Annotated in this window: 22 protein-coding genes; 14 read left to right on the forward strand and 8 right to left on the reverse strand. The window is 70.2% G+C overall.

What is annotated here, in order from left to right; genetic code table 11:
* Positions 1–69: 69 nt before the first annotated feature.
* Positions 70–1,170: a double zinc ribbon domain-containing protein gene (locus C470_RS02045; RefSeq protein ID WP_008364896.1), complete on the reverse strand. Its 1,101-nt coding sequence runs from the start codon at positions 1,168–1,170 to the stop codon at positions 70–72.
* 105 nt (positions 1,171–1,275) lie between these two features.
* On the opposite strand from C470_RS02045, the gene C470_RS02050 reads away from it, so the two are divergent.
* From C470_RS02050 to C470_RS02060, 3 genes are all read left to right on the forward strand, one after another.
* The gene (locus C470_RS02050) at positions 1,276–1,998 is read left to right on the forward strand and encodes a metal-dependent hydrolase (RefSeq protein WP_004595856.1); all 723 of its coding nucleotides are present in this window, start codon (positions 1,276–1,278) and stop codon (positions 1,996–1,998) included.
* Positions 1,999–2,289: 291 nt separating this feature from the next.
* Complete coding sequence (locus C470_RS02055; protein ID WP_049908516.1) at positions 2,290–3,687, forward strand: sugar porter family MFS transporter; 1,398 nt, start codon at positions 2,290–2,292, stop codon at positions 3,685–3,687.
* 136 nt (positions 3,688–3,823) lie between these two features.
* Entirely contained in the window at positions 3,824–4,222 is a 399-nt protein-coding gene (locus C470_RS02060) for an OsmC family protein (RefSeq protein ID WP_004595858.1), read from the forward strand.
* Positions 4,223–4,283: 61 nt separating this feature from the next.
* Here C470_RS02060 and C470_RS02065 read toward each other — a convergent pair whose 3' ends face one another.
* Positions 4,284–6,914: a hybrid sensor histidine kinase/response regulator gene (locus C470_RS02065; protein WP_008364902.1), complete on the reverse strand. Its 2,631-nt coding sequence runs from the start codon at positions 6,912–6,914 to the stop codon at positions 4,284–4,286.
* 46 nt (positions 6,915–6,960) lie between these two features.
* Positions 6,961–7,626 (reverse strand): O-methyltransferase, encoded by a 666-nt coding sequence (locus C470_RS02070; RefSeq protein WP_007344564.1) that lies wholly within the window; start codon positions 7,624–7,626, stop codon positions 6,961–6,963.
* Between the two features lie 135 nt (positions 7,627–7,761).
* On the opposite strand from C470_RS02070, the gene C470_RS02075 reads away from it, so the two are divergent.
* On the forward strand, positions 7,762–9,435 hold the full coding sequence (locus C470_RS02075) for an acyl-CoA mutase large subunit family protein (protein ID WP_008364906.1): 1,674 nt from the start codon (positions 7,762–7,764) through the stop codon (positions 9,433–9,435).
* Positions 9,436–9,469: 34 nt separating this feature from the next.
* On the opposite strand, the gene C470_RS02080 is transcribed toward C470_RS02075, so the two are convergent.
* The gene (locus C470_RS02080) at positions 9,470–10,270 is read right to left on the reverse strand and encodes a formate/nitrite transporter family protein (protein WP_007344562.1); all 801 of its coding nucleotides are present in this window, start codon (positions 10,268–10,270) and stop codon (positions 9,470–9,472) included.
* 129 nt (positions 10,271–10,399) lie between these two features.
* Between C470_RS02080 and mce the strand changes: the two genes are divergently transcribed.
* Entirely contained in the window at positions 10,400–10,786 is a 387-nt protein-coding gene (gene mce / locus C470_RS02085; RefSeq protein ID WP_007993397.1) for a methylmalonyl-CoA epimerase, read from the forward strand.
* A 42-nt stretch (positions 10,787–10,828) separates the two neighbouring features.
* Positions 10,829–11,386 carry a type IV pilin gene (locus C470_RS02090; protein WP_239638549.1) on the forward strand — a complete coding sequence of 186 codons (558 nt, stop codon included), beginning with the start codon at positions 10,829–10,831 and terminating at the stop codon, positions 11,384–11,386.
* Between the two features lie 3 nt (positions 11,387–11,389).
* On the opposite strand, the gene C470_RS02095 is transcribed toward C470_RS02090, so the two are convergent.
* From C470_RS02095 to C470_RS02110, 4 genes are all read right to left on the reverse strand, one after another.
* Positions 11,390–13,522 carry a S9 family peptidase gene (locus tag C470_RS02095; RefSeq protein ID WP_049908518.1) on the reverse strand — a complete coding sequence of 711 codons (2,133 nt, stop codon included), beginning with the start codon at positions 13,520–13,522 and terminating at the stop codon, positions 11,390–11,392.
* 55 nt (positions 13,523–13,577) lie between these two features.
* Positions 13,578–14,114 (reverse strand): hypothetical protein, encoded by a 537-nt coding sequence (locus C470_RS02100; RefSeq protein ID WP_008364911.1) that lies wholly within the window; start codon positions 14,112–14,114, stop codon positions 13,578–13,580.
* 59 nt (positions 14,115–14,173) lie between these two features.
* The gene (locus tag C470_RS02105; RefSeq protein ID WP_008364912.1) at positions 14,174–14,890 is read right to left on the reverse strand and encodes a hypothetical protein; all 717 of its coding nucleotides are present in this window, start codon (positions 14,888–14,890) and stop codon (positions 14,174–14,176) included.
* 110 nt (positions 14,891–15,000) lie between these two features.
* Positions 15,001–17,664 (reverse strand): alkaline phosphatase PhoX, encoded by a 2,664-nt coding sequence (locus C470_RS02110; protein ID WP_049908520.1) that lies wholly within the window; start codon positions 17,662–17,664, stop codon positions 15,001–15,003.
* 230 nt (positions 17,665–17,894) lie between these two features.
* Here C470_RS02110 and C470_RS02115 point away from each other — a divergent pair, with 230 nt between their 5' ends.
* From C470_RS02115 to C470_RS02150, 8 genes are all read left to right on the forward strand, one after another.
* Entirely contained in the window at positions 17,895–18,569 is a 675-nt protein-coding gene (locus C470_RS02115; protein WP_008364916.1) for a cyclase family protein, read from the forward strand.
* 96 nt (positions 18,570–18,665) lie between these two features.
* A complete protein-coding gene (locus C470_RS02120; RefSeq protein ID WP_004595867.1) occupies positions 18,666–18,947 on the forward strand; it encodes a 50S ribosomal protein L44e in 282 nt (93 codons plus the stop codon).
* Positions 18,948–18,949: 2 nt separating this feature from the next.
* The gene (locus C470_RS02125) at positions 18,950–19,123 is read left to right on the forward strand and encodes a 30S ribosomal protein S27e (RefSeq protein WP_004595868.1); all 174 of its coding nucleotides are present in this window, start codon (positions 18,950–18,952) and stop codon (positions 19,121–19,123) included.
* An 18-nt stretch (positions 19,124–19,141) separates the two neighbouring features.
* Positions 19,142–19,951 carry a translation initiation factor IF-2 subunit alpha gene (locus C470_RS02130; RefSeq protein WP_008364918.1) on the forward strand — a complete coding sequence of 270 codons (810 nt, stop codon included), beginning with the start codon at positions 19,142–19,144 and terminating at the stop codon, positions 19,949–19,951.
* 31 nt (positions 19,952–19,982) lie between these two features.
* Complete coding sequence (locus C470_RS02135) at positions 19,983–20,162, forward strand: RNA-protein complex protein Nop10 (RefSeq protein WP_004595878.1); 180 nt, start codon at positions 19,983–19,985, stop codon at positions 20,160–20,162.
* A gap of 118 nt (positions 20,163–20,280) precedes the next feature.
* Complete coding sequence (locus C470_RS02140) at positions 20,281–21,033, forward strand: proteasome assembly chaperone family protein (RefSeq protein ID WP_008364921.1); 753 nt, start codon at positions 20,281–20,283, stop codon at positions 21,031–21,033.
* 116 nt (positions 21,034–21,149) lie between these two features.
* Positions 21,150–22,316 carry a thiolase domain-containing protein gene (locus tag C470_RS02145; protein ID WP_007344555.1) on the forward strand — a complete coding sequence of 389 codons (1,167 nt, stop codon included), beginning with the start codon at positions 21,150–21,152 and terminating at the stop codon, positions 22,314–22,316.
* Positions 22,313–22,765, forward strand: coding sequence for a Zn-ribbon domain-containing OB-fold protein (locus C470_RS02150; RefSeq protein ID WP_008364923.1), 453 nt, complete (start codon positions 22,313–22,315; stop codon positions 22,763–22,765). The genes C470_RS02145 and C470_RS02150 overlap by 4 nt, the downstream gene beginning before the upstream one ends.
* Positions 22,766–22,861: the final 96 nt, after the last annotated feature.

Consider the following 22,861-nt stretch of genomic DNA (forward strand, 5'->3'; position numbering starts at 1 on the left):
GAACGGGCGGGCCCCCGAAAAGCGTTCCCGGAGAGGCAAGCGACGACCGCGGCGGGGGGAGGACACCATTTACTCCGCCGACTCGCTCGCTTCGCGGACCGAGTCGGTCTCCGCCTCGTCGCTCGGACCGTCGCTCGCGTCGTCACCGGCCGCGCCGTCAGTTCCCCCGTCGTCGTCCGCGATGTGGTCGAGCGACGGGGCGCCGATCCGGTCGCCGAACAGCTCCGACCGCGCGCAGTCGACGCAGTAGTGGTTGTGGCGGATCGAGTGGGTCCGGACCGGGACGCCGGCGACGACCGTCTCGTCGCGGCGCCGCCTGACGAGGCCGCGCTCGAACCCTTCGCCGCAGACGACGCAGGGCCCCTCCACGGACTCGGGCGGCCGGACGACCCGGTGGTCGACCGTCTTCCGTCGACCGAACTTGGTTATCCCGTGACGGCGGTCGAGTCGCCGGCGGACGGGCGGTGCCACGCCGAGGCCGAGCCCGGCGAACGCGATCCCGATCAGCGCGGCGGGCGGGGACCCGCTCGTCGCCGCGAGGAAGCCGATCCAGCCGCCGATCAGCAACAGCAGCGCGGACAGGACGTACGCGGTGGCCGTCTCCGTCCGACCCGCGCCCTCGACGCTCGACGGGGCGCGCGCCGGCGTCTCGTCGCCGCGAACGAGTCGCCGCCGCTCGGCGAGCTTCGAGTAGTGCCACCAGCCGTACAGCAGGTTTCCGATCCCGCTGGTGAAGATGAACAGGAGGATGTGGACGCCGACGGAGCCGATACCGCGGTCGACGAGGACCACTCGGTCCCCGTCGTCCCGCTCGACGTCCCACCCGGCGTCGAGGTGGTCCTGGACGCGACGGCGGAAAGCGCGCGAACTCTCCCGCGGGGTCGGCGCCGAGCGCGACGGGGACGAGTCGGGGTCCGCCGACTCCGTGGGCGCGCGGCCCGCTACCTCGGACGCGGCGGACCCGCCGCCCGACCGCGACGCGCCGCAGTTCGAGCAGAATCGGTCGTCGTCGTCGAACGCCTCGCCGCACGCGGCGCAGTACGCGGGGTCGGACGGGTCGCCGAGGTCGGCGCCGCAGTCGGGGCAGAAGCTCGACCCGGCGGGGACCGCCTCCCCGCAGGCGGGGCAGGCGGCCGACGGGTCGCCGGGCTCGCTGGTCTCGGAGGGCATCTACTCTGCGTTCGCGTTCGTCCCTGTTAATTGCTTTCGCCGGCGGACGACGCGACCCGCGGCGTCGAGTTTTATTACGGCCCGCCGAGATGTAACGGACGTACCATGGAACTCACCTGGCACGGCCACTCCACGTGGCACGTCGTGGTCGAGGACACGGAGCTGCTCATCGACCCGTTCTTCGACAACCCGAAGACCGACGTCGACCCCGAGGAGCTCGACCCCGACTACCTCCTCTTGACCCACGGCCACGCGGACCACATCGCCGACGCGGCCGAGTTCGAGGACGCCACCGTGGTCGCCACTCCGGAGCTGACGGGCTACGTTCAGGAGAACTTCGGCCACGAGCACACCCTCCCGGCCGGCGGGATGAACATCGGCGGCACCGCCGAGTGCGGCGACGCGTGGGTGACGATGGTCCGCGCGGACCACTCGAACGGCATCGAGAACGACCCCGACTACTCGGGCGGGATGCCGACCGGGTTCGTCATCGGCGACAAGAAGCCGACCCAGGAGTCAGACGCCGACTGCACCACGTTCTACCACGCCGGCGACACGGGCCTGATGTCCGAGATGGTCGACGTGATCGCCCCGTACCTCGAGCCGGACGCCGCCGCCTTACCCGCCGGCGACCACTTCACCATGGGGCCCGCGGGCGCCGGCATCGCCGCCGACTGGGTGGGCGCCGACGTCGTCTTCCCGATGCACTACGACTCGTTCGGCCCGATCGAGATCGAGACGCAGGAGTTCGTCAACGAGGTGAAAGCCGCGGGCGCCGCGGCCGAGCCGGTCGTCCTCGAAGGCGACGAGACGTACACCTTAGAGTAGCGCTTTCGGCGCCGGCGGCCGACTTCCACGCCCGCTCGGCCCGAGTGCGGCGACGACCTCGTTTTTTTCGACGGCGAAGCTCGGCAGTTCGTGCGCGGTGCCGCTTCGACGCCGGAGACGGGACGCCGCGACGGTCCGCAGTAGAATGCTATTCGAATCTGAATAAATATTATCCTCTCTGAGAGTAGATTCCGTGAGCGGTCGGTAGGAGAAATGTATTGAATGTATTTAAATTAATAATAAATCAGAAGGCTTCTAAATAAATGATGGTTAGCGCCGAATTGGTACGCCATGTCAACCGCCGATATGCGGGCTGTGATCCGGGGAGAGGGCGGTCGCTTCGTCTACGTCGTCTCCGCGCTCGCAGCGCTCAACGGACTCCTGTTCGGGTTCGACACCGGGATCATCTCCGGAGCCATCCTCTTCATCGACACGGCCTTCGAGCTGAGCCCGCTGGTGGAGGGGATCGTCGTCAGCGGTGCGATGGTCGGCGCGGCCGCCGGTGCGGCCGTCGGGGGGCAGATCTCCGACCGCATCGGCCGCAAACGGTTCATCCTCCTGTCGGCCGGGGTGTTCTTCCTCGGCTCGTTCCTCATGGCGGTCGCGCCGACCGTCGAGGTGCTCGTCGCCGGGCGGATGATCGACGGGATCGCCATCGGGTTCGCGTCGATCGTCGGCCCGCTGTACATCTCCGAGATCGCGCCGCCCTCCGTCCGCGGCGGCCTCACGTCGCTGAACCAGCTGATGGTCACCGTGGGGATCCTCTCGTCGTACTTCGTCAACTACGCCTTCTCCGGCTCCGGGTCGTGGCGGATCATGCTCGGCGCCGGAATGGTCCCCGCCGTCGTCCTCGCCGTCGGCATGCTCAGGATGCCCGAGAGCCCGCGGTGGCTCTACGAGCAGGGCCGGACCGACGAGGCCCGGGCGGTGCTCCGCCGCACGCGCGACGGCGACATCGACTCCGAGCTCTCGGAGATCGAGGAGACCGTCGAGACCCAGTCCGGAAACGGAGTCCGCGATCTGCTCAGTCCGTGGATGCGCCCGGCGCTGATCGTCGGGCTCGGACTCGCGGTCTTCCAGCAGGTCACCGGGATCAACGCCGTGATGTACTACGCGCCGACGATCCTGGAGTCGACCGCGTTCGGCAGCTCGCAGTCGATCCTCGCGTCGGTGTTCATCGGCACCGTCAACGTGGCGATGACGATCGTCGCGATCCTCCTCGTCGACCGCGTCGGGCGGCGCCCCCTCCTGCTCGTCGGGACCGGCGGGATGATCGGGTCGCTCACCGTCGCCGGGTTCGTCTTCCAGTTCGCCGATCCGACCGGCGGGATGGGGTGGCTGGCGACGCTCACGCTCGTGTCGTTCGTCGCGTTCTTCGCGATCGGGCTCGGCCCGGTGTTCTGGCTGCTGATATCCGAGATCTACCCGCTCGCCGTCCGCGGGAGCGCGATGGGGATCGTCACCGTCGCCAACTGGCTCGCGAACCTCGCCGTGGCGCTGTCGTTCCCCGTGCTGCTCGACGGAATCGGCACGCCGGCGACGTTCTGGCTGTTCGGCGGCTGTAGCGTCGTCGCCCTCCTGTTCACCCACCGCACCGTCCCCGAGACGAAGGGCCGGACGCTGGAAGCGATCGAGGCCGACCTCCGCGGCGCGACCGGGATGGCACCGGACGCGTCCGGCGACGACTGACGCGTCGCTGGCCCCGATTCGACGACCGACGCGTCGCTGACTGCGAAGCGATCGGGGTCGCGTCGCGGCTCGGCGCGTCCTCGACGCGCCGATGCCGATAGCCTTTATCCGCCCGAGACCGAACGGGCACTCGACTATGGCAGACATCGAGACATCCACGGTTTCCGAGGAAGGGTACGCGAGCACCAGCCAGGTCGGCGAGTTCGACCTCCAGATCGACGCCACCGACGAGACGGGCCCGAACCCGAACGCGGCGCTCGTCGCGACGTACGCCTCCTGTTACCTCCCGGCGCTCCGCGTCGGCGGGAGCCAGCGCGGCGAGGAGGACCTCGGCACGATCCAGATCGACGCGAGCGCCGAGCTCGACGACGACGACGACCTCGAATCGATCGCCTTCGACGTCCACGTCGAGGCCGACCTCGACGACGAGACCGCCGCCGACATCGCCGAGCGCGCCGAGGGCATCTGTCACGTCCACAGCGCGCTCCGCGAGGAGCTCCACGCCGACGTCAGCGTCTACCCCGGCGCGTTCTAGGGGGCAACCGCCGCGTCGACCGTCCCTTCTCGCAGCCGGTTCGGACGCGCGACCCGCTCGCTCAGTCCTGCGGCTCGACCGCCTCGCCGGGCGCCGCTGACTCCTGCGGCGACGGGTCCGGGCGGTCGACGCCGGTGAACTCGAACCGAGCGCCGCCGCGCTCTCCCTCCGTGACCGCGACGTCCCAGCCGTGCGCCTCGGCGATGCGCTGGACGATTGAGAGCCCGAAGCCCGTCCCCGTCTCGGAGGTCGTGTAGCCGCTCTCGAACACCTTCTCCCGCTCGTCGGGGTCGACCCCGGGGCCGTCGTCCTCGACGTAGAAGCCGTCCGGGAGGTCGCCGACGAAGACGCGGTCGCCGCCGTGTTCGACGGCGTTTCGAAACAGGTTCCCAAGGAGCTGCCGGACCCGTCCGGGGTCGGCGAGGATCTCCCCGTCGGCGTCGACTTCGACCTCGCTCGAATCGGCCTCCGCCTCGCCGTCGGCGGTGTCGCCGGCATCGCCGCCGAACGGGTCCTCCCCGTTCGCCGATCCGAACGCGTCGTCGCTGTACCCGGCGGCCAGCTCGCCGAGGTTGACGCGCTCGAACGACCCGACCGCCTCGCCCTGCTTCGCGAGCGCGAGCACGTCCTCGATGAGCCGTTCCATCTCGTCGAGCGCGCGCTCGCAGCGGTCGAAGTAGGAGTCGGTCCCCGTCTCGCGGGCGAGCCGGAGGTACCCCGAGAGGACGTTGAGCGGGTTCCGGAGGTCGTGGGAGACGATGCTCGCGAACTCGTCGAGCCGCTCGTTCTCCCGCTCGATGCGGCGCTCGTACGCCTTGCGCTCGGAGATGTCGCGGCTGCTCGCCAGGAAGCGGTCCTCGCCCTGGACGTCGATGCGCCGCACGTGGACCTCGGCCGGGAACGTCGAGCCGTCCGCGCGGGCGAACGTCGTCTCCAGCCGGACCGTCTCGTCCATCTCCAGCCCGTTCCAGAGCCGAACGCCCTCGTCGGGATCGAGTTCGGCGTCCACTTCCCAGACGTCCATGCCGACGAGCTCCTCGCGGTCGTAGCCGATCTCCCGCGTCATCGCCCGGTTCGCGTCGACGATCTCGCCCGCCTCGTCATGGATGTCGATCATGTCCGGCGAGCGCTCGAACAGCGCCTCCAGCCGCGCAGTGGTGCGTTCGAGCCGCCGCTGCCGCCGCCGATCGTCGGTCACGTCCCGAGAGATGCCGAGCACGCCGTCGAACTCCCCGTCGATGACGAGCCGGGTCAGCCCGTAGTCGACGATCGCCTCGGGCTCCCTCGGCAGCTCGACCTCGACGGTCCCGGTCAGCGAGTCGCGCTCGCCGTCGACGAGCGCCTCGTACTCGTCGCCGTCGCCGGCCGCGCGGATGCGGTCGACGAGGCGGCTCTCCCGGCCGACGAGCGCCTCCGGGTCGGCCGCCAGCACGTCGGCGGTGTGGTCGTTCGCGAGCGCGATGCGGCCGTCGGCGTCGTAGATACACACCGACTCCGGCAGCTCGTCGACGATGCGGCGGTACCGCTCGAGCTCTCGCTCTCGTTCCTTTTCCTCGGTGACGTCGATGTGGATGCCGACGGCCCGGAGCGGCTCGCCGTCATCCGTCCGTTCGACGACCCGGCCGCGGTCGCGGATCCACTTCCAATCGCCCGCCTTCGTCCGCATCCGAAAGTCGCACTGGTAGAGGTCGGTCTCGCCGGCAAAGTGCGCCTCGATGGCGTCCCAGGCATCGCCGATGTCGTCGGGGTGAACGCGCTCCTCCCACGTCGACAGGTCGAAGTCGATCTCGTCGGTGTCGTGGCCGAGCATCGCGGCCCACCGGTCGTCGAACCGCACCTCGCCCGTCCGGACGTTCCAGTCCCAGACCCCGACGTCGGCGCCCTCGACGGCCAGCTGGAGCCGCTCGGAGAGCTCGCGGAGCTCCCGCTCCCGTTCCCGCTTCTCCGTCACGTCCCGGGAGTACAGCGCGAGGCCGTCGGGTGTGGGGTGGGCGTTCACGACGAGGTCGGCGCCGAGCCGGTCGACGTGCTCCTCGAACCGCACCGGCTCCCCCGTCTCGGCGGCCTCACGGAGGGCCGCCTCGCCGTCGGTGTCCGTGGTCTCCGGGAACAGGTCCCAGATCCGTTCCCCGAGCAGTTCGTCGGCGTCGAGGTCGATCATCCGGACCGCGCGGTCGTTGAGGTACGTCAGCCGCCACTCCGAGTCGACCTGACAGAACGCGTCGCTTGTGCGCTCCAGGTGCGCGGCCAGGCGACGGTCGCCGCGCGCCTGCGAGACCACGCCCTCGACAGCCGCCGCGAGCCGCGCGTACTGGTCGTCGGGCTCGTCTCGCCTGACGTACTCGTCGACGCCGGCCGAGATAGCGTCGCTGGCGACTCCCTCCGATCCGGACCCGGTGAACAGCACGAACGGCACGTCGCCGTGTCGATCGCGAACGGCCTCCAGAAGCTCGACGCCGTCGGCCTCGGGCAGTTCGTAACCGGACACCACGCAGTCGAACGGGGCCGACGAGAGCGCTTCCAGCGCCGCCTCGGCACCCTCGACCGGTACCACTTCGGTCCGGTCGTCGCGCGTCTCAAGGCGGCGGGCCGCCGTTTCGGCGAACCCCGACTCGTCGTCGACCGCGAGGACGCGTACGAGCGACGCCGCTCGCGGCCCATCGCCCTCGCCGGCTCCGACCGGTTCCTCCATCTTACTTGATGTTTTCAATTCGACATGATAACCGTTTCGTTCGGTTTCACCGGACGACCGTTGAAACGGCGACCCCGGAGCCGACTGGGAGGACCGCGGTCTCCACGGCGTCGTCCGAGCGGACGGTCCCCACGTACTCCCCGATGCCGCGCGTCTCCCCGTCGACCGCGTCGTCCGGGAGCGGTTCGCCCGCCTCGAAGTGCGCGACGAGGGCCTCGAAGTCGATGGGGCCGCGGGTGACGTTGTCGGCGACGATCACGCCGCCGGTCCTGACCTTCGGGAGGACCGTCCGGTAGGCGTCGGCGTACCGCCCCTTCTGGTGGTCGATCAGGACCACGTCGAAGGGGCCCTCGTAGCGGTCTACCGTCTCCATCGCGTCGCCGACCTCGAAGGTGACGCTGTCGGCGTAGCCGCCCTCGGCGGCGAACGCGACGCCGCGCTCGGCCTCGTCGGCGTCGAACTCGGTGCAGACCACGCTCCCGGCGCCGCCGCGGAGGAACCACGTGGCGGAGTAGCCGAACCCGGAGCCGAACTCGAAGACGCGGTCCGCGTCCGTCAGCCGCGCGAGCAGGCGAAGGACCGCCCCCGCCTCGGGGCCGATGATCGGGAAGCCCCACTCGTCGGCGAGGTCGGCCATCTCCGCCTGGACCGGCGTGTGTTCCGGGGCCGTCGCCGTCAGGAACCGACGGGCAGGGTCCGTGAGCACGTCCATACCCGCGACTCGAACGCGTGACACTTAAATCGGGACGGCGGGCCGGACTCGACGCGCGGGGTCGGCGGGGCCGGTCCGGCGACCGCCGCCGGTGACCTGAAAACTGTTAAGTTCCGTTCGGGCGACGATTCGATAATGTACGATCCCGAGGAACTCGCCGAGATCCGGGAGGCCAAGGAGTCGTGGGAGGCGGGCACCTACGGCGAGACGGTCGAGCGGTTCGGCGAGCGCGAGGAGACGTTCACCACCGACACCGGCGGCCAGGAGGTCGACCCCCTGTACACGCCCGCCGACGTCGAGACGGATTACCGGGAGGACCTCGGCTACCCCGGCGAGGAGCCGTACACCCGCGGCGTCTACTCGACGATGCACCGGGGGCGCCTGTGGACGATGCGCCAGTACGCCGGGATGGGCACCGCCGCGGAGACGAACGATCGGTTCCAGTACCTCATCGACGAGGGCTCGTCGGGCCTCTCGATGGCGTTCGACCTCCCGACGCAGATGGGGTACGACTCCGACGCCGCGATGGCCGAGGGCGAGGTCGGGCGCTCCGGCGTCGCCATCGACACCCTCGACGACTTCGAGACCGTCTTCGACGGCATCCCGCTCGACGAGGTGTCCACGTCGATGACGATCAACGCGCCCGCGGCGGTGCTGCTCGCGATGTACGTCGCGATGGGCGACAAGCAGGGCGTCCCGCGCGACCGGCTCCGCGGGACGATCCAGAACGACATCATGAAGGAGTACATCGCGCGGAACCTCTACATCTACCCGCCGACGGAGTCGATGCGGCTGATCACGGACATCTTCGAGTTCTGCGCGACCGAGACCCCGTCGTTCAACACCATCTCCATTTCGGGGTACCACATCCGGGAGGCGGGCTCGACCGCGGCCCAGGAGATCGCCTTCACCCTCGGCGACGGCATCGAGTACGTCGAGGCCGCGCTCGACGCCGGGCTCGACGTCGACGAGTTCGCCCCGCAGCTCTCCTTCTTCTTCAACGCCCACAACAACATCTTCGAGGAGGCCGCGAAGTTCCGCGCGGCCCGCCGGATGTGGGCGCAGATCATGGACGAGCGGTTCGACGCCGAGAACCCCAAGTCGAAGCAGCTGAAGTTCCACACCCAGACCGGCGGCTCGACGCTCACCGCCCAGCAGATCGAGAACAACGTCGTCCGCGTCTCCTACCAGGCGCTCGCCGCGGTCCTCGGCGGCACCCAGAGCCTCCACACGAACGGGAAAGACGAGGCGCTCGCGCTGCCGACCGAGAAGTCCGTCCGAACCGCGCTCCGCACCCAGCAGATCCTCGCCCACGAGTCGGGCGCGGCCGACACGATCGACCCGCTCGCGGGCTCGTACTACGTCGAGGACCTCACCGACGGGATCGAGGAGGAGGCGTTCGAGATCCTAGAGGAGGTGGACCGCCGCGGCGGCATGCTGGAGGCCGTCGAGAGCGGGTGGGTCCAGCGCCAGATACAGGACGTGGCCTTCGAGCGCCAGCAGGAGATCGAGGAGGGCGAGCGGATCATCGTCGGCGTCAACGAGTTCGAGGTCGACGAGGAGCCGGAGATGGACTTAGAGGAGGTCGACCCCGACCAGGAGCAGAACCAGCGCGAGCGCCTGGACGGGGTGAAAGACGAGCGCGACGACGACGCGGTCGACGACGCGCTCGCGGGGCTCCGCGAGGCCGCGCAGGGGTCCGACAACGTGATGCCGCACATCGTCGACGCGGTGAAGGCGTACGCGACGGTCCAGGAGATATCGGACGTGCTCCGGGACGAGTTCGGCGAGTACAAGCCGGGGCGGTAGGTCGGGTCGCGACGCGCTCCCGTTCGCGGACGGCTCAGTTCGCCCCCCGAACCACGTGGCCGTACTTCAGGAGCGCGACGAACACCGCGCCGCCGAAGGCGTTGCCGAGCGTCGCCAGCACGAGGAACCCGACGTAGTCCGCCGGGGTGATCGCGGAGGACACGATCAGCCCGAACAGCACCTCGACGTTGCCCGCGATCGAGTGCGGGAGGTGGAGCAGGCCGATGGTGCCGGTGACGATCAACACGAGCAGGATCCGCGCGGTCGTGTCCTGCGCCGCCGTGATGAGCCACGCCAGCAGCCCCATCAGCCAGCCGGCGAAGACGCCGCCGACGAACAGCCACGTGAGGTCGTGGTCGACGAGCTTCAGGGCGATGGTCTCGAACGCCGCCGGGTCGACGACGCCGAGCTCCGGCATCAGCAGCGTCACGAGCAGCGTGAACAGCAGCCCGCCGACGATGTTCCCGACGTACACCAGCCCCCAGAGCCGGCCGAGCTGGCGGACCGACGCCTGGCGGTCGAGGACCGGGATGACGGCCAGCGTCGTGTGCTCGGTGAACAGCTCGGAGCGGCCGAGGATGACGAACATGAAGCCGATGGAGTAGACGCTCGCCAGCAGTAGCTCGGTCGACAGGTCGCCGAACGTCCCCGGCGAGAGCGTCAACACGACGGCCATCATCAGCGGGCCGAATCCGATGTCGAGCCCCGCCGACAGCCCGGAGAGGAGCAGCCCGGAGCGCTCCCGGTTCATCTCGTGGAGCCCGCTCTCCAGCAGCGAGCCGAGGATGTTCCGCGACGTCATCTGCTCCGTCGAGTCGGTCTCTGAGTCGCTCACGGGGTGGATCGTCCCCGCTTCGACCGGACCGCACGCAAACCTTTGGATCCCGGCGGGGCGTGCGGGGACGGTCGCCCGGACGCCGGCCCGCTCGGTCGTTATAAGTCGGGGGCGCACGATCCGACGCGTATGCGATTCGACCACGTCGGCGTCGCGACCCGCGACGCCACCGCCCTCGCCGACCTGTTCGGCGGCCTGCTCGACGCGCCGGTCGCCCACGAGGAGACGTTCGACGACATGCGGATCGTCTTCCTCGAACTCGACGGCGGCGGGTACTTCGAACTGCTCGAACCGGACACCGGCGGGACGATCGCCGACTACCTCGACCGCGAGGGCCCCGGGATCCACCACGTCGCGCTCGCGGTCGACGACCTCCCGGGCGCCCTCGACCACGCCCGCGATCTCGGCATCGACCTCGTCGACGAGGAGCCGCGCCCCGGGGCGTGGGGTCACGAGGTCGCGTTCTGTCACCCGCGGTCCACCGGCGGCGTGCTCGTCGAGTTCGTCGAGCACTGATAAACGCCGGACTTTCGTGAGTGCGTCGCTAACGGCGGAACAGTGACTACACACTCCCGGGGCGTCTCGTCGGTGGTCTCGACGATTCTCCTCGTCGCGATCGTCGTGATCCTCTCCGCGACACTCTCGGTCTTCGCGCTCGGCGTCGCGGACGACCTCCGGAACCCCGGTCCGTACGTCTCGCAGTCCAGCGGGGAGTTCGCGGTCCAGGACGGCTACGACGGCGGGATAGTCCGTATCACCCACGTCGCCGGCGACCCCGTCCCGGTCGAGGAGATGGAGATCGCCATCGACGCGACGGACGCCTGCGGCGGGCGAGAGCGACTGATCGACCTCCCCGAGGGAGGGAGCAGTTCGGGGAGTTTCGCCGACTCGAACGTCGCGTCCGGCTCGATCGACGAGAGCATCGTCTCCGGCGGTAACCGGGTCGACCTCGGCGTCTTGGACTCGCGGACGACGAACCGCCTCGCCGCCGGCTCGTTCTTTCAGTTCCGTCTCACTAACGAGAGCTGTTCGCTGAGCGAGGGCGACCGACTCGTGGTCAGGGTCGTCCACGTCCCGTCGGGCTCGGTCACGATCCGACAGGAACTGACGGTCTGACCCCTACTCGCCGTCGGCGTCCTCGACCGCCGGGTCGTGCGTCTCGTACCAGCCGAGGATCTTCTCTAACCGGTGAATCGCGCGGTCGGGGTCGCCGATGTTGTGGTGTTCGTCCGGATAGACGACCAGTTCGGCGTCGACGCCCTGCTTGCGGGCGGCGACGTACAGCTGCTCGGACTGCGAGGGCGGACACCGCCAGTCCTCGCCGCCGGCCATCACCAGCAGGGGCGTCTCGATGTTCCCGGCGTCGAGGATCGCCGACGACGCGTCGAACGCCTCCGGGTTCTCCCACGGGAGGCCGAACTCCGCCTCCATCCAGATGTGCGTGTCGTCCGTGCCGAACGCCGACCGGATGTCGTAGATGCCGTGTTCCGGCGCCGCGGCGGTGAACAGTTCCGGCTCCTGCGTGACGAGGAAGCCCTGCGCGATGCCGCCGTACGAGAAGCCGTGGCCGAACACGCGGTCGGGGTCGACCCAGCCGCGGTCCGCGAGCGACTCCACGCCCGCCGCGATGTCGTCGACCTCGGCGGTCCCCCACTCCCCGGTCAGCTCCGCGGTGAACTCGCGGCCGCGGGAGGTGCCGCCGCGGTAGTTCGGGCGGAAGACCAGGTACCCCCGGCTCGTCAGCGCGGCGTGTCCGAAGCTGAACACCGGCTCGTCGTACGACATCGGGCCGCCGTGGATCGCGACCACCAGCGGGTGGTCGCCGGCCTCGGGGTCCATTTCGGGGTCGTGGTACAGCACCCCGTCGAGCGTCCAACCGTCCGACTCCCACTCGACGCGCCGGGCCTCCGGCATCGCGAACTCGTCGACGAGCGACTCGTTGACCCGCGTGAGGCGCCGGAAGGAGTCGGGTTCGGACTCCTCATCGAGGTCGTCGACGTCGACCGCGTACAGGTCGGTCCCGGACTCCGGCTCCGAGAGAACCGTCACCGCCGTCGAGCCGTCGTCGGCGACGTCGAAGCCGGCCATCGCGCGGTCGCGGCCCTGCGCCTCGAAGACGCGCTCGACGGTTCCGTCCGTCTCGACGCGGACCAGCCGCGTCCGGCTCTCGTCGGCGATCCGGGTGTAGACCGCGCCGTCGACCCACTCGATCCCGCCGCCGCGGGCGACTGTTCGGTCGAGGTCGGCGGTGAGCGAGACGGGGTCGTCGGGATCTGCTCCGATCAGGTACACCTCCGCCGGCGCTGGCGGGTCGTCCGGGTCGCTGGCGACCGTCGCGATCCCGTCGCCGCCGGGGCGCCACGCCGGCGCGCCGTGGGAGAGGTCGCCGCCCGTGAGCCGCTCCGCGTCGCCGCCGTCGGGCGAAACGGCGTAGAGGTCGCGGACGGTGGTGTCGTCGGGCCTGTCGAGCCGACAGGACGTGAACGCGATTCGGCCGCCGTCGCCCCACGTCGGGTCCATGCCCGCGATGTCCTCGAAGGCGCCGCCGCCGTACGCGTCGTCGAGCCGTCGCGGGTCGCTCTCGGGGTCGTCGAGGTCGACGATGAAGAGGTACCGCGTCACCTCGTCGGTCCACCCCGCGCCGTTCACCTTGTGCTGGAGCCGGGTCGTCTCGATGGGGCCGCCCTCCTCGCGGACCTGGTCGAGGTACTCCGACTCCTCGTCGGTCGGGTCGCGCGACTCGATCACGAGGCGGTCGCCCTCGGGCGACCAGTCGAAGCCGGCGACGCCCTCGTCGCGTTCGGTGACCTGGCGCGCGTCGCCGCCCAGCGCGAGGTCGAAGATCCACACCTGCGGCTTGGGCTCCTCGTCGCCGTTTCCGAGGGGTTCGTCCTCGTCTTCCTCGGCCTCGTCTCCTTCCTCGTCGTCTTCGGTCTCCGCTCCCTCGCCGTCGTCCTCCTCGTCTCGGTCGCGCCAGCCCACCCGTCTCTCCGCGTCGCGGTCGCGGGCGGCCACGAACGCGAGGCGGTCGCCGTCCGGCCCCCACGTCGGCGCCGAGGCGCCCGACGCGCTCGTCAGGCGGTGCGGCTCGCGGGAGCCGTCGGTCGGGGCGACGAACAGCGAGGAGACCGCCTCGTCGGCGGCCTGGTCGTACTCGGTCGCGGTGAAGGCGACGCGGTCGCCGGTCGGGGAGACGGCGACCTCGCCGATCTGGGTCAGGTCGTAGTACGCGTCGAGCGGCAGTTCCGACATGAACCGATCCACCGGCGGGCGGAGGAAATACGTTCGGGACGCGGAAGCCGCCGCCTCAGTCGGCCTCCTCGGTGAGCCCCCGCTCCGCGGCCCGCTCGCGGATCAGCCGCGCGCGCTTCCGAACGCGGGCGACGTAGCGGTCGATCTTCTCGGGCTTCTCCCCGTAGTACGAGGCGACCCAGTTCCGGCCCGTGTCCGGCTGCGTGAGGAGGTAGCCGACCAGCGTGTCGCGACCGGCCTGGATGATCGCCGGAGGGACGCCGCGGTCGCCGGTGCCGGCCTCTTGGAAGCCGTTCACGTCGAAGTACACGTCGGCGTACAGCTCCGCGGTGTCCGGGTCGTCGAACGCGATCCCCTCGTGATTCGGCGCCTCGAATCGGTACTCCGGATCGCCGTCGGGCGGGGTCTCCTCGCGGATTCGGACGCCGAAGGCGTAGGAGGCGTGTACGGATTCGTCGGTGGTGGTCGGGCCGTCACTGCTCGCCGGGTCGTCAGTGGTCGTCGATGCGTCGCCGCTCGCTGTGGTGTCGCCGTTCGTCGATGCGTCGCCGCTCGCCGGGTCGTCGGTGGTCGTTTGGTTCGTTTGTGACATCGTGGAGTCGGTTGTCGCTTCGCGTCGGACGGGGCGGATGAGCGCGGTTAGCGGGAACGCTACGAGCGTCGGCGCGCGATCGCGATGGCGGAGAGGACCCCGACCGCGGCGAGCGCCGCGAGCAGGGCGAGGATCCCGGTCGGGAGGCCCTCGGCGCTCCCCCCCAGCTCGGCGACCGGGCCCGGAGCGGACGAGGCGGACTGCGAGTCCGCGCCCGCTTCGTCGGACGGCGACGAGTCGCCCGTGACCGTCAGCGTCCCGGCCTGCGCGGCGGGGGTGAGGCGGTCGCCGTCGTTGCCGTCGAGCTGTCGGAGGTCGACGGCGAGCTCGGCCTCGCCCGGCGCGTCGCCGGCGATCTCGACCGTCGCGAGGGTCACGTCCGTCGCGCCGGCGTCGATCGTCGACCCGACGTCCGCCGCCTCGAGCGTGACCGTTCGGCCCGCGTCGCCGATCGCCGGATCGGTCGTGAGGTCGAACCGGTCGGGATAGCTCGCGGACTCGATGTGGGCCACCTCGGGGTCGGCGACCGTCAGGTCGATGTTGTACCCCGCGAGCCCGTTCGGTGCGGACGTGAGGACCACGTCGACCGTGGCGGTGCCGGACGGGGAGAGTTCCGCGTCGCTCACGCTGACCGCCGGGGCGTCGCTCTGCGCCCCCGCGAGGCCCGCTCCCGCGCCGAGGAGGGCGAGCGTCGCGAGCGCGATCGCGAGGTGCGTGACGGTCGGCCGTGGGGACGGTTCTGGAGTGTCGGAGCGCGTCTGGCTGCGTTTCGTCATGTGTGTGGGTGGGTGTCTCAAAGAGGGGTCGCGAGGCGGCTCGGATCACGGAACGGGACCGGGCCGAACGGAGCGGGGGTCCGCGGGAGCCGACGGCGCGGCTCGGGCGATCAGTTGACCTCCGCGTAGAGGCTCACCACGTCGTCGAAGTCGAGCCGGTCGTTCTGGTTGAAGTCGAACGCCCGCGCGTTGGACGTGACGCTGTCGCTCTCGAGGTTCCGGAACAGCAGTTCGACGTCCGCGTAGTCGACGCGGCCGTTCCCGTTCACGTCTTCGTAGTAGCCGTCGCCGTCGGGGTCGGTCGGGGAGTCGCCGCCGGACCCGATGTTCGCGGGACCGGTGATCGCGAGCCCGGAGCGCGCCTCGACGTCGACCGCCTCGCCGTCGTCGTCGTCGAACGAGCCCGCGGTGTCGATGTCGGTGACTCCGGCGCCGCGGCCCGAGAGGGTGACCGTCGCCAGCGTGAAGTCGGTGTCGGCCGGCTCCATCGCGTCGTCGATGTCCGCGAACCGGAACGAGGCCGTCGCGCCGTCGTCGGTGATCGTCGGCGGCTCGGAGAGGCCGACCGCGTCGGGGTAGCTCGCGCTCGTGATCCCGACGACCTCGGGGTCGGCGACGCTCACGGTGAACTCGCCGCCGGAGAGGCCGTCGGGGACGTTTCGAGCGACGACCTCGGCCTCGACGGCGTCGCCCTGCCCGACCGCGACGGAGCTGACGTCGAGGCGGACGTGCGGCTGGAAGACGTAGAGCCCGTCGTTCGGGTACGAGCGCGCGGGACCGCCGAAGCCGTCCTCACAGCAGAGCACGCGGCCGTCGCGCATCGTGTACACGTTGTCGATATTGCGGAGCGCGTCGTCGGCGTCCTCGGGCGTGTCGGTGAAGTCCGGACCCGCGATCACCGGTTCGAGCGTCGAGACGTTGTAGTCCGGCTCCAGCTCGGCGCGGTAGACGACCCCGCCGTCGACGCGGTCCATCTGTACGTCGCCCTCGTCGTCGGCGAGCGCGTCGTTGAACTCGGAGATGCCGAAGTAGACGAAGTCGCCGGGCTCGGAGCCGTCCACGCTGTCGACCCCCTCGGCCTTGTTGAACTCGATGGAGGCGCCGATCTCCTTGGCCGCCGCGCGCGTCTCAATGAAGGGGACGCGCCGGAGCTCCTCGTCGACGCCCTCCGGTCCGTTCTCCTCGTACTGGGCCGCCCACTCGACGATCTCCTCGTTCGTAACGTAGTTCTGGTTGCCGTTGCGAATGACCTCGAGGTCGGCCTCCCGGACGGCGGCGGCCGGGTCGGTCTGCCAGTCGGTGTCCGCGTGGGTTTCCAGGTAGTCGGCCTGCGTCACGTCGTCGTACTCGGCGATCCACGACTCGACCTCGCCGTTGGTGGCGCTTCCGAGCGGGAGCCACTCGACGTCCAGCGGCGTCTGGGCGGGCGAGTTCCGCTCGCCCGCCTCCGCGGCGTTGGCGGCGTCGTTGGTGATCTTCGGGGCGAACAGCGTCCCCGCGATGTCGTCGGTGTCGTCGTACTCGTCGATCGGCTCGTCGGCGACGAACTTGTAGATGCCCTTGCTGTCGCCGTCCGAGCAGCCGTACACCGTCTGGCGGTCGCCCTGGATGTCCGGCGCCTCCCACGACGCGCGCCCCATCACCCAGTACTTGATCGGGTTCGGCGGGTCGCCCGCCGGATCGCGGATGTCGACGAAGTAGCCGTACCGGTACGGGTTCGGGTACACGTCGGCGATCGGCGTCGTCGCGAGGTTGTCGTCGCCGGCCTGGTCCACGGGCTCGGCGCCGAGGTAGTAGGCGAGCTTCTCGATGCCCGCCTGCGACCAGTAGCCCTGAATCGTGAACTCCTCCTCGATCTCCCCGTCGTCGACGTAGTCGCCGAGGGCGTTCCCGATCTCGCTGGGGTTCGGGCGGTTCCAGAACTGGCAGCCGCCGATCTTGCCGACGCCCGTTCCGGACTCGACGATGTCGCCGACGGTGTAGGTGTACGAGACGCGGGGGTGGCTGTAGTTCTCCTCGGCGGAGATCATGGTCCCCCACGGGCTCAGATCGCCGTAACAGTTGACCCACGTGCCGCCGATGTCTCGGAACGGCTCGGTGTTGACGACGTTGATCGTCTCCTCGGAATCGACGTCGGCGCTCCACTCGCCGGGTTCGTCGCGGCTGAGCGGGACTCGCGAGATCGCGCCGGGGTAGTTCTCCCAGTTCGTGAAGAGGTACCCCTCCGTCCCCTCGTCGTCGGTGGCGACGAACTGGTTGCAGTCGGGGTTCTCACCGTATCCGCCGCTCGATCCGGCGAACTCGGTCAGGTCCGTTCCGTCGGGGGTCTGGGGGACGCCGAGCAGCTCGCTCCCCTCCTGTATCGGCTCTTTCCCCTGAATGAGCACCTCGTAGTCACCGGCCGCCGACCGCACCTGCCGCTGTTTCTCTTGGGTGTCCGGGACGCCGATCTCCTGGAAGTCGTCGTTGCTCCCGTCGAACTCAAACTGGAAGCCGCTGAAGTACCCCACCGCGGCGCGTCCGAACGGCTCCGGGTTTCCGCCCTCCGGGTGTTGGAGGCTGTACAGCAGCGACCCGTCCTCGAACACGAACGGTCCCGTCACCTCCGCGCCGAACGCGGTCGTCGAGAATCGCTTCAGATCCCCCCGGACGCTCGGCGCACCTGGGGTGTCGGACTCCGGTACTTCGTCAGCGCTCACCACGCCCGCGACGCTGGCTCCCAGCGCGGCGGCGACTGACGCACGCATCAACCCTCTGCGGTTCATGTCCACCATGCGAGTGAGAGTCACAGTGATGAGGGGATGAAGTTTTATAATTCATATATATATACGAGGTAATTCTATCTCGATAGCGTAATATTTCAACGCACCTATCCATTCGTCTCGTGTCAGATATATATCTCACCGGCGGCCGCGGTCGTCCGGGGATCGGCGCCCGCGACCTCGAACGCGTCGATGCTCCCGGCTCCGCCGGTTTTTAAGCGTCAGCGGCGTCTGACTCCACCGTGTTCCGCGACCTCTCGCGACCGATCGAGACGGGGATGCCGACGTACCCCGGCGACCCCGACGTGACGCTCGCGCCCGACGCGACCCACGAGGCCGACGGCTACGCGACGGGCGAGCTCCGAACCGGGACCCACGCGGGGACGCACGTGGACGCGCCGCGACACACGGTCCCCGGCGGCGAGGCGATCGACGAGCAGCCGGTCGAGCGGTTCGCGTTCGACGCTCGCCTCGTCGACTGCCGACCGCTCGAGCCGCGGGAAGCGATCGAACCCGAGGCGCTGCCGGCCCCCGACGCCCTCGAAGGAGACGCCGACCTCCTCGTCCTCCGGACCGGCTGGGCGTCTCACTGGGGGACCGAGCGGTACCGAGACCACCCGTACCTGACTCCGGCGGCCGCGGAGCGGTGTCGCGAGCTGGGCGCCGGCGTCGGGCTCGACGCGTTCGGGCCGGATCCGACGCCACCGGCGCCGACCGCGGAACCCGAGTCCGCTCGCGACGGTGAGCCCCAGGGAACCCCCGCCCACGACGTTCTCTTGGGCGACTCGCTGCCGATCGTCGAGAACCTCCGCGGCCTCGGCGACCTTCCGACGCGCTTCCGGCTGTACGCCTTCCCGCTCCGGCTCCGCGACGGGGACGGGTCGCCGGTGCGGGCTGTCGCGGAGTGGGAGAATTAAGACGGACGCGGACCGCCGCGCGCGCCGGCTCTCGGGCGCCCCAGACCAAACCCGTTTTAAGCGTCGGCGACGAACCGCGCCATAAGGTCGATATCCATGGAAATGCCACGCCGCTTCAACACGTACTGCCCACACTGTGACTCCCACCACGAGCACGAGGTGGAGAAGGTTCGATCGGGTCGCGCGACCGGAATGAAGCGCGACGCGCGGCAGCGACGCCGCGCGCTCGCGACCATCGGCAACGCCGGCGGGTACTCGAAGGTGCCCGGTGGCGACAAGCCGACCAAGAAGACCCACCTGAAGTACCGCTGCGGCGACTGCGGGAAGGCCCACATGCGCGAGGGATGGCGCGCCGGCCGTCTCACGTTCCAGGAGTAAGCATGGCGGGAGACTTCCACCGCGTCGCCTGCGGCGACTGCGAGAACGAACAGGTCGTCTTCGGCAAGGCCTCCTCCACGGTGTCGTGTGCGGTCTGCGGCACGACCCTCGCGACCCCGACCGGCGGGGAGGCGGAGCTTCACGGCGAAATCGTCGAAACCGTTGAGGCGCGGTAACCGCCTCACCCACCCCGTATGAAGTACAGCGGCTGGCCCGAACCCGGCGAGTTGGTGGTCGGCGACGTCGACGAGATCGCCGACTTCGGCGTGTTCGTCGACCTCGACGAGTACGAGGACAAGCGCGGCCTCTGCCACATCAGCGAGGTCGCCTCCGGCTGGATCAAGAACGTCCGCGACCACGTCCGCGAGGGGCAGACGGTCGTCGCGAAGGTGCTGGAGGTCGACGAGTCGTCGAACCAGATCGACCTCTCGATCAAAGACGTCAACGAACACCAGCGCAAGGAGACGATCCAGGACTGGAAGAACGCCCAGAAGGCCGACAACTGGATGCTCATCGCGCTCGGCGAGGACGTCGACGACGACCGCTACACGACGGTCGCCAACGCCCTCCTANTCCTCCTCGCGGAGTACGAGAGCCTCTACGACGCCTTCGAATCGGCCGCGATCAGCGGCGACGAGGCGCTCGAAGACGTCGACGTCGACGACGACACCGCCGAGGCGGTCGTCACGGCCGCCCGCGACAACGTCTCCGTCCCGTACGTCGACGTGACGGGGTACGTCGACCTCGAGTCGGCGGCCCCCGACGGCGTCGACGACGTCCGCGACGCGCTCGCGGCAGCCGAGGGGAACGGCGAGGTCCCGGACGGCGTCGAGCTCGACGTCGGCTACGTGGGCTCGCCCGAGTACCGGATCAAGGTCCGCGCGCCGGACTACAAGACGGCGGAGTCGCAGCTCGAGACCGCCGCCGAGCGCGCCCGCGAGTCGATCGAGGCCGCCGGCGGCGTCGGCGATTTCCACCGCGAACGTCGCGAAGACGACGAGTAACCGCGAGCCGTTCGACCCGCGATTTTTCACCGTGAAATCAGATATCCGCGTCTGCGCGAACTGGGAGACCGCTCACGACCGACCGGTGTACGCGCTCGGCGATCGCTGTCCGGCCTGTGACGGCCCCACCGAGAACAGCGCGCCGGCCCCGTTCGGCCCGGAGGACCCCTACGGCGAGTACCGCCGTCGGGCGCGGCGACGGTCGGAGTAGCCCCCTCCCGGCCGGAGACGCGGCGGCCGGTCGTCGGACCCCAGTCGACCGCGAGCCGTCGGAACGCAAGCCACCGGAATAGCCACGCTCTTGTGACCGCCGCCCGGACGGACGGGGTATGGAGGACATCGAGATCGACGAGGTCGCGACGCCGGAGCTTACGGACCCGGTGTTGATCGAGGGGCTGCCGGGCGTCGGCCACGTGGGGAAACTGGCGGCCGAACACCTCTTAGAGGAGTTCGACGGGGAGCTGGTCCGCCGGGTGTACGCCACGGAGTTCCCGCCGCAGGTGAGTGTCGACGACGGAGGGGTCGCGGACCTGACCTGCGCCGAGTTCCACGCCGTCGAGACCGACGGCGCCGACCTGCTCGTGTTGACCGGCGATCACCAGGCCGGGTCGAACGCGGGCCACTACAAGCTCACCTCGACGTTCCTCGACGTGGCCGAGGAGTTCGGCGCCCAGCGGGCGTTCGCGCTCGGGGGCGTCCCGACCGGCGAGCTCGTCGATGAGTACACCGTCCTCGGCGCGGTCTCCGACGCGTCCCTCGTCGACGACCTGGAGGACGCCGGCGTGGAGTTCCGCGCCGACGAGCCGGCGGGCGGCATCGTCGGCGTCTCCGGGCTCGTGCTCGGCCTCGGCGGTCGGCGCGGCTTCGAGGCCGCCTGTCTGATGGGCGAGACGAGCGGTTACCTCGTCGACCCGAAGAGCGCGCGGGCCGTGCTGGAGACCCTGGAGGCCGTCCTCGACATGTCCGTCGATTACGAGAGCCTCGAGGACCGCGCCGAGGAGATGGAGGAGGTCGTCGGCAAGATCCGCGAGATGCAGGAGGGGCCGGCGGTGCCGGACGACGACCTCCGCTACATCGGCTGAACGGGAGCGCACGGCGACTTCGACCCCCTTTCTCTCCGCGGTCGAGCGCCCTCGTCGACCGACCGGAACCCCCGCTTCCGGCAGAGCTAAACCGCATCCACGATCATCGTTCGTGTATGACAGACGTACGCGTCGCTGGGGTGGGGCTCACCCCCTTCGGCAGCCACCCGGAGCGCAGCGGCCGCGACCTGTTCGGCGAGGCCGCGCTTCGGGCGTTCGAGGACGCGGCGGTCGACAGAGCCGACGTCGAGGAGCTGAACTACGGGAACTTCATGGGCGCCCTCGCCGAGCACCAGGGCCACCAGGCGCCGCTGATGGCCGAGGCGGCGGGCGTCAGCTGTCCGGCGACGCGCTACGAATCGGCGTGCGCGTCCGCCGGCGTCGCGGTCCGCGAGGCGGTCCGGACGGTGGCGGCGGGCGACGCCGACGTCGTTCTCGCGGGCGGGATGGAGCGGATGACGAACCTCCCGACCGACGAAGTGACCGAGGGGCTCGCCATCGCGGCCGACGACCTCTACGAGGTGCGGGCCGGGGTGACCTTCCCGGGCGCCTACGCGCTCATGGCCAACGCCTACTTCGACGCGTACGGGGGTAGCCGCGAGGACCTCGCCCACGTCGCGTCGAAGAACCACGAGAACGCCCTCCCGAACGAGTACGCCCAGTACCGCAAGGAGGTGTCCGTCGCGGAGGCGATGGACGCCCCGCCGGTCGCGGAGCCGCTCCACCTCTACGACGCCTGCCCGATCACCGACGGCGCGAGCGCGCTCGTCCTCGTCTCCGAGGAGTACGCGGCGGAGCACGACCTCGACGCCTCGGTCGCGGTGACCGGGACCGGACAGGGGACCGACCGGATGGCGCTCGGCGACCGCGAGCACCTCGCGCGGACGCCCGCCGCGGACGACGCGGCCGACGCGGCCTACGCCGACGCCGGCGTCGAGGCGGCCGACGTCGACGTCGCGGAGGTCCACGACTGCTTCACCATCGCCGAGGTGCTGGCGCTGGAGTCGCTGGGGCTGTTCGAGCCCGGCGAAGGGATCTCAGCGGCCCGCGAGGGGCTCACGACCGCCGACGGCGACCTCCCGGTGAACCTCTCCGGCGGCCTGAAGGCGAAGGGCCACCCGGTCGGCGCGACCGGCGGCTCGCAGATCGCGGAGCTGACCCGCCTGCTGCGGGGCGACCACCCCAACAGCGAGCACGTCCCGGACGCCGAGGTCGGCGTCGCGCACAACGCGGGCGGCACGGTCGCCAGCGCGGTCGTCCACGTGCTGGAGGTGGCGGAATGAGCGACGACGGCGCGGACGCGGCGGACGCCTCGTCGCCGACGGATCGAGCGTACGCCGAGTGGCTCGACGCGCTCGCAGGCGGGGACGGGTTCGCGGTCGTCTGCCCGGAGGGGCACGGCTCCCTTCCCCCGCGGCGGGTGTGTCCTGAGTGCGGCTCCCCCGAACTCTCGCGGGAGCCCCTCGACGAGACGGGGACCGTCGAGACGTACAGCGTCGTCCACGTCCCGTCGCCGCGCTTCGCCGCCGACGCGCCGTACGCGACGGCGGCGGTCGACTTCGGTCCGACGCGGCTGACGGGGATCGTCCGGGACGGCGGCGCAGACGACGAGGCGCCGGCGGTCGAAATCGGCGATACGGTCGCGGTCGACGTGGGCGAGCGGGCCACCGACGGCGAGCGGCTCGTGGCCTTCCGCCCGGCGGACGGCGAGCCCCCGGCCGAAGGCGAGTGAGCCGCGAACGGCGGGCTGACGGACCGATTCGGGAGCTCCGAGCGATCGCGGCCGGCGACCGCTGACCGCTCGGACGGAGACGACCGCTCGACGCCT

This window comes from Halorubrum distributum JCM 13561, assembly GCF_000337395.1.
Taxonomy (GTDB): domain Archaea; phylum Halobacteriota; class Halobacteria; order Halobacteriales; family Haloferacaceae; genus Halorubrum; species Halorubrum distributum.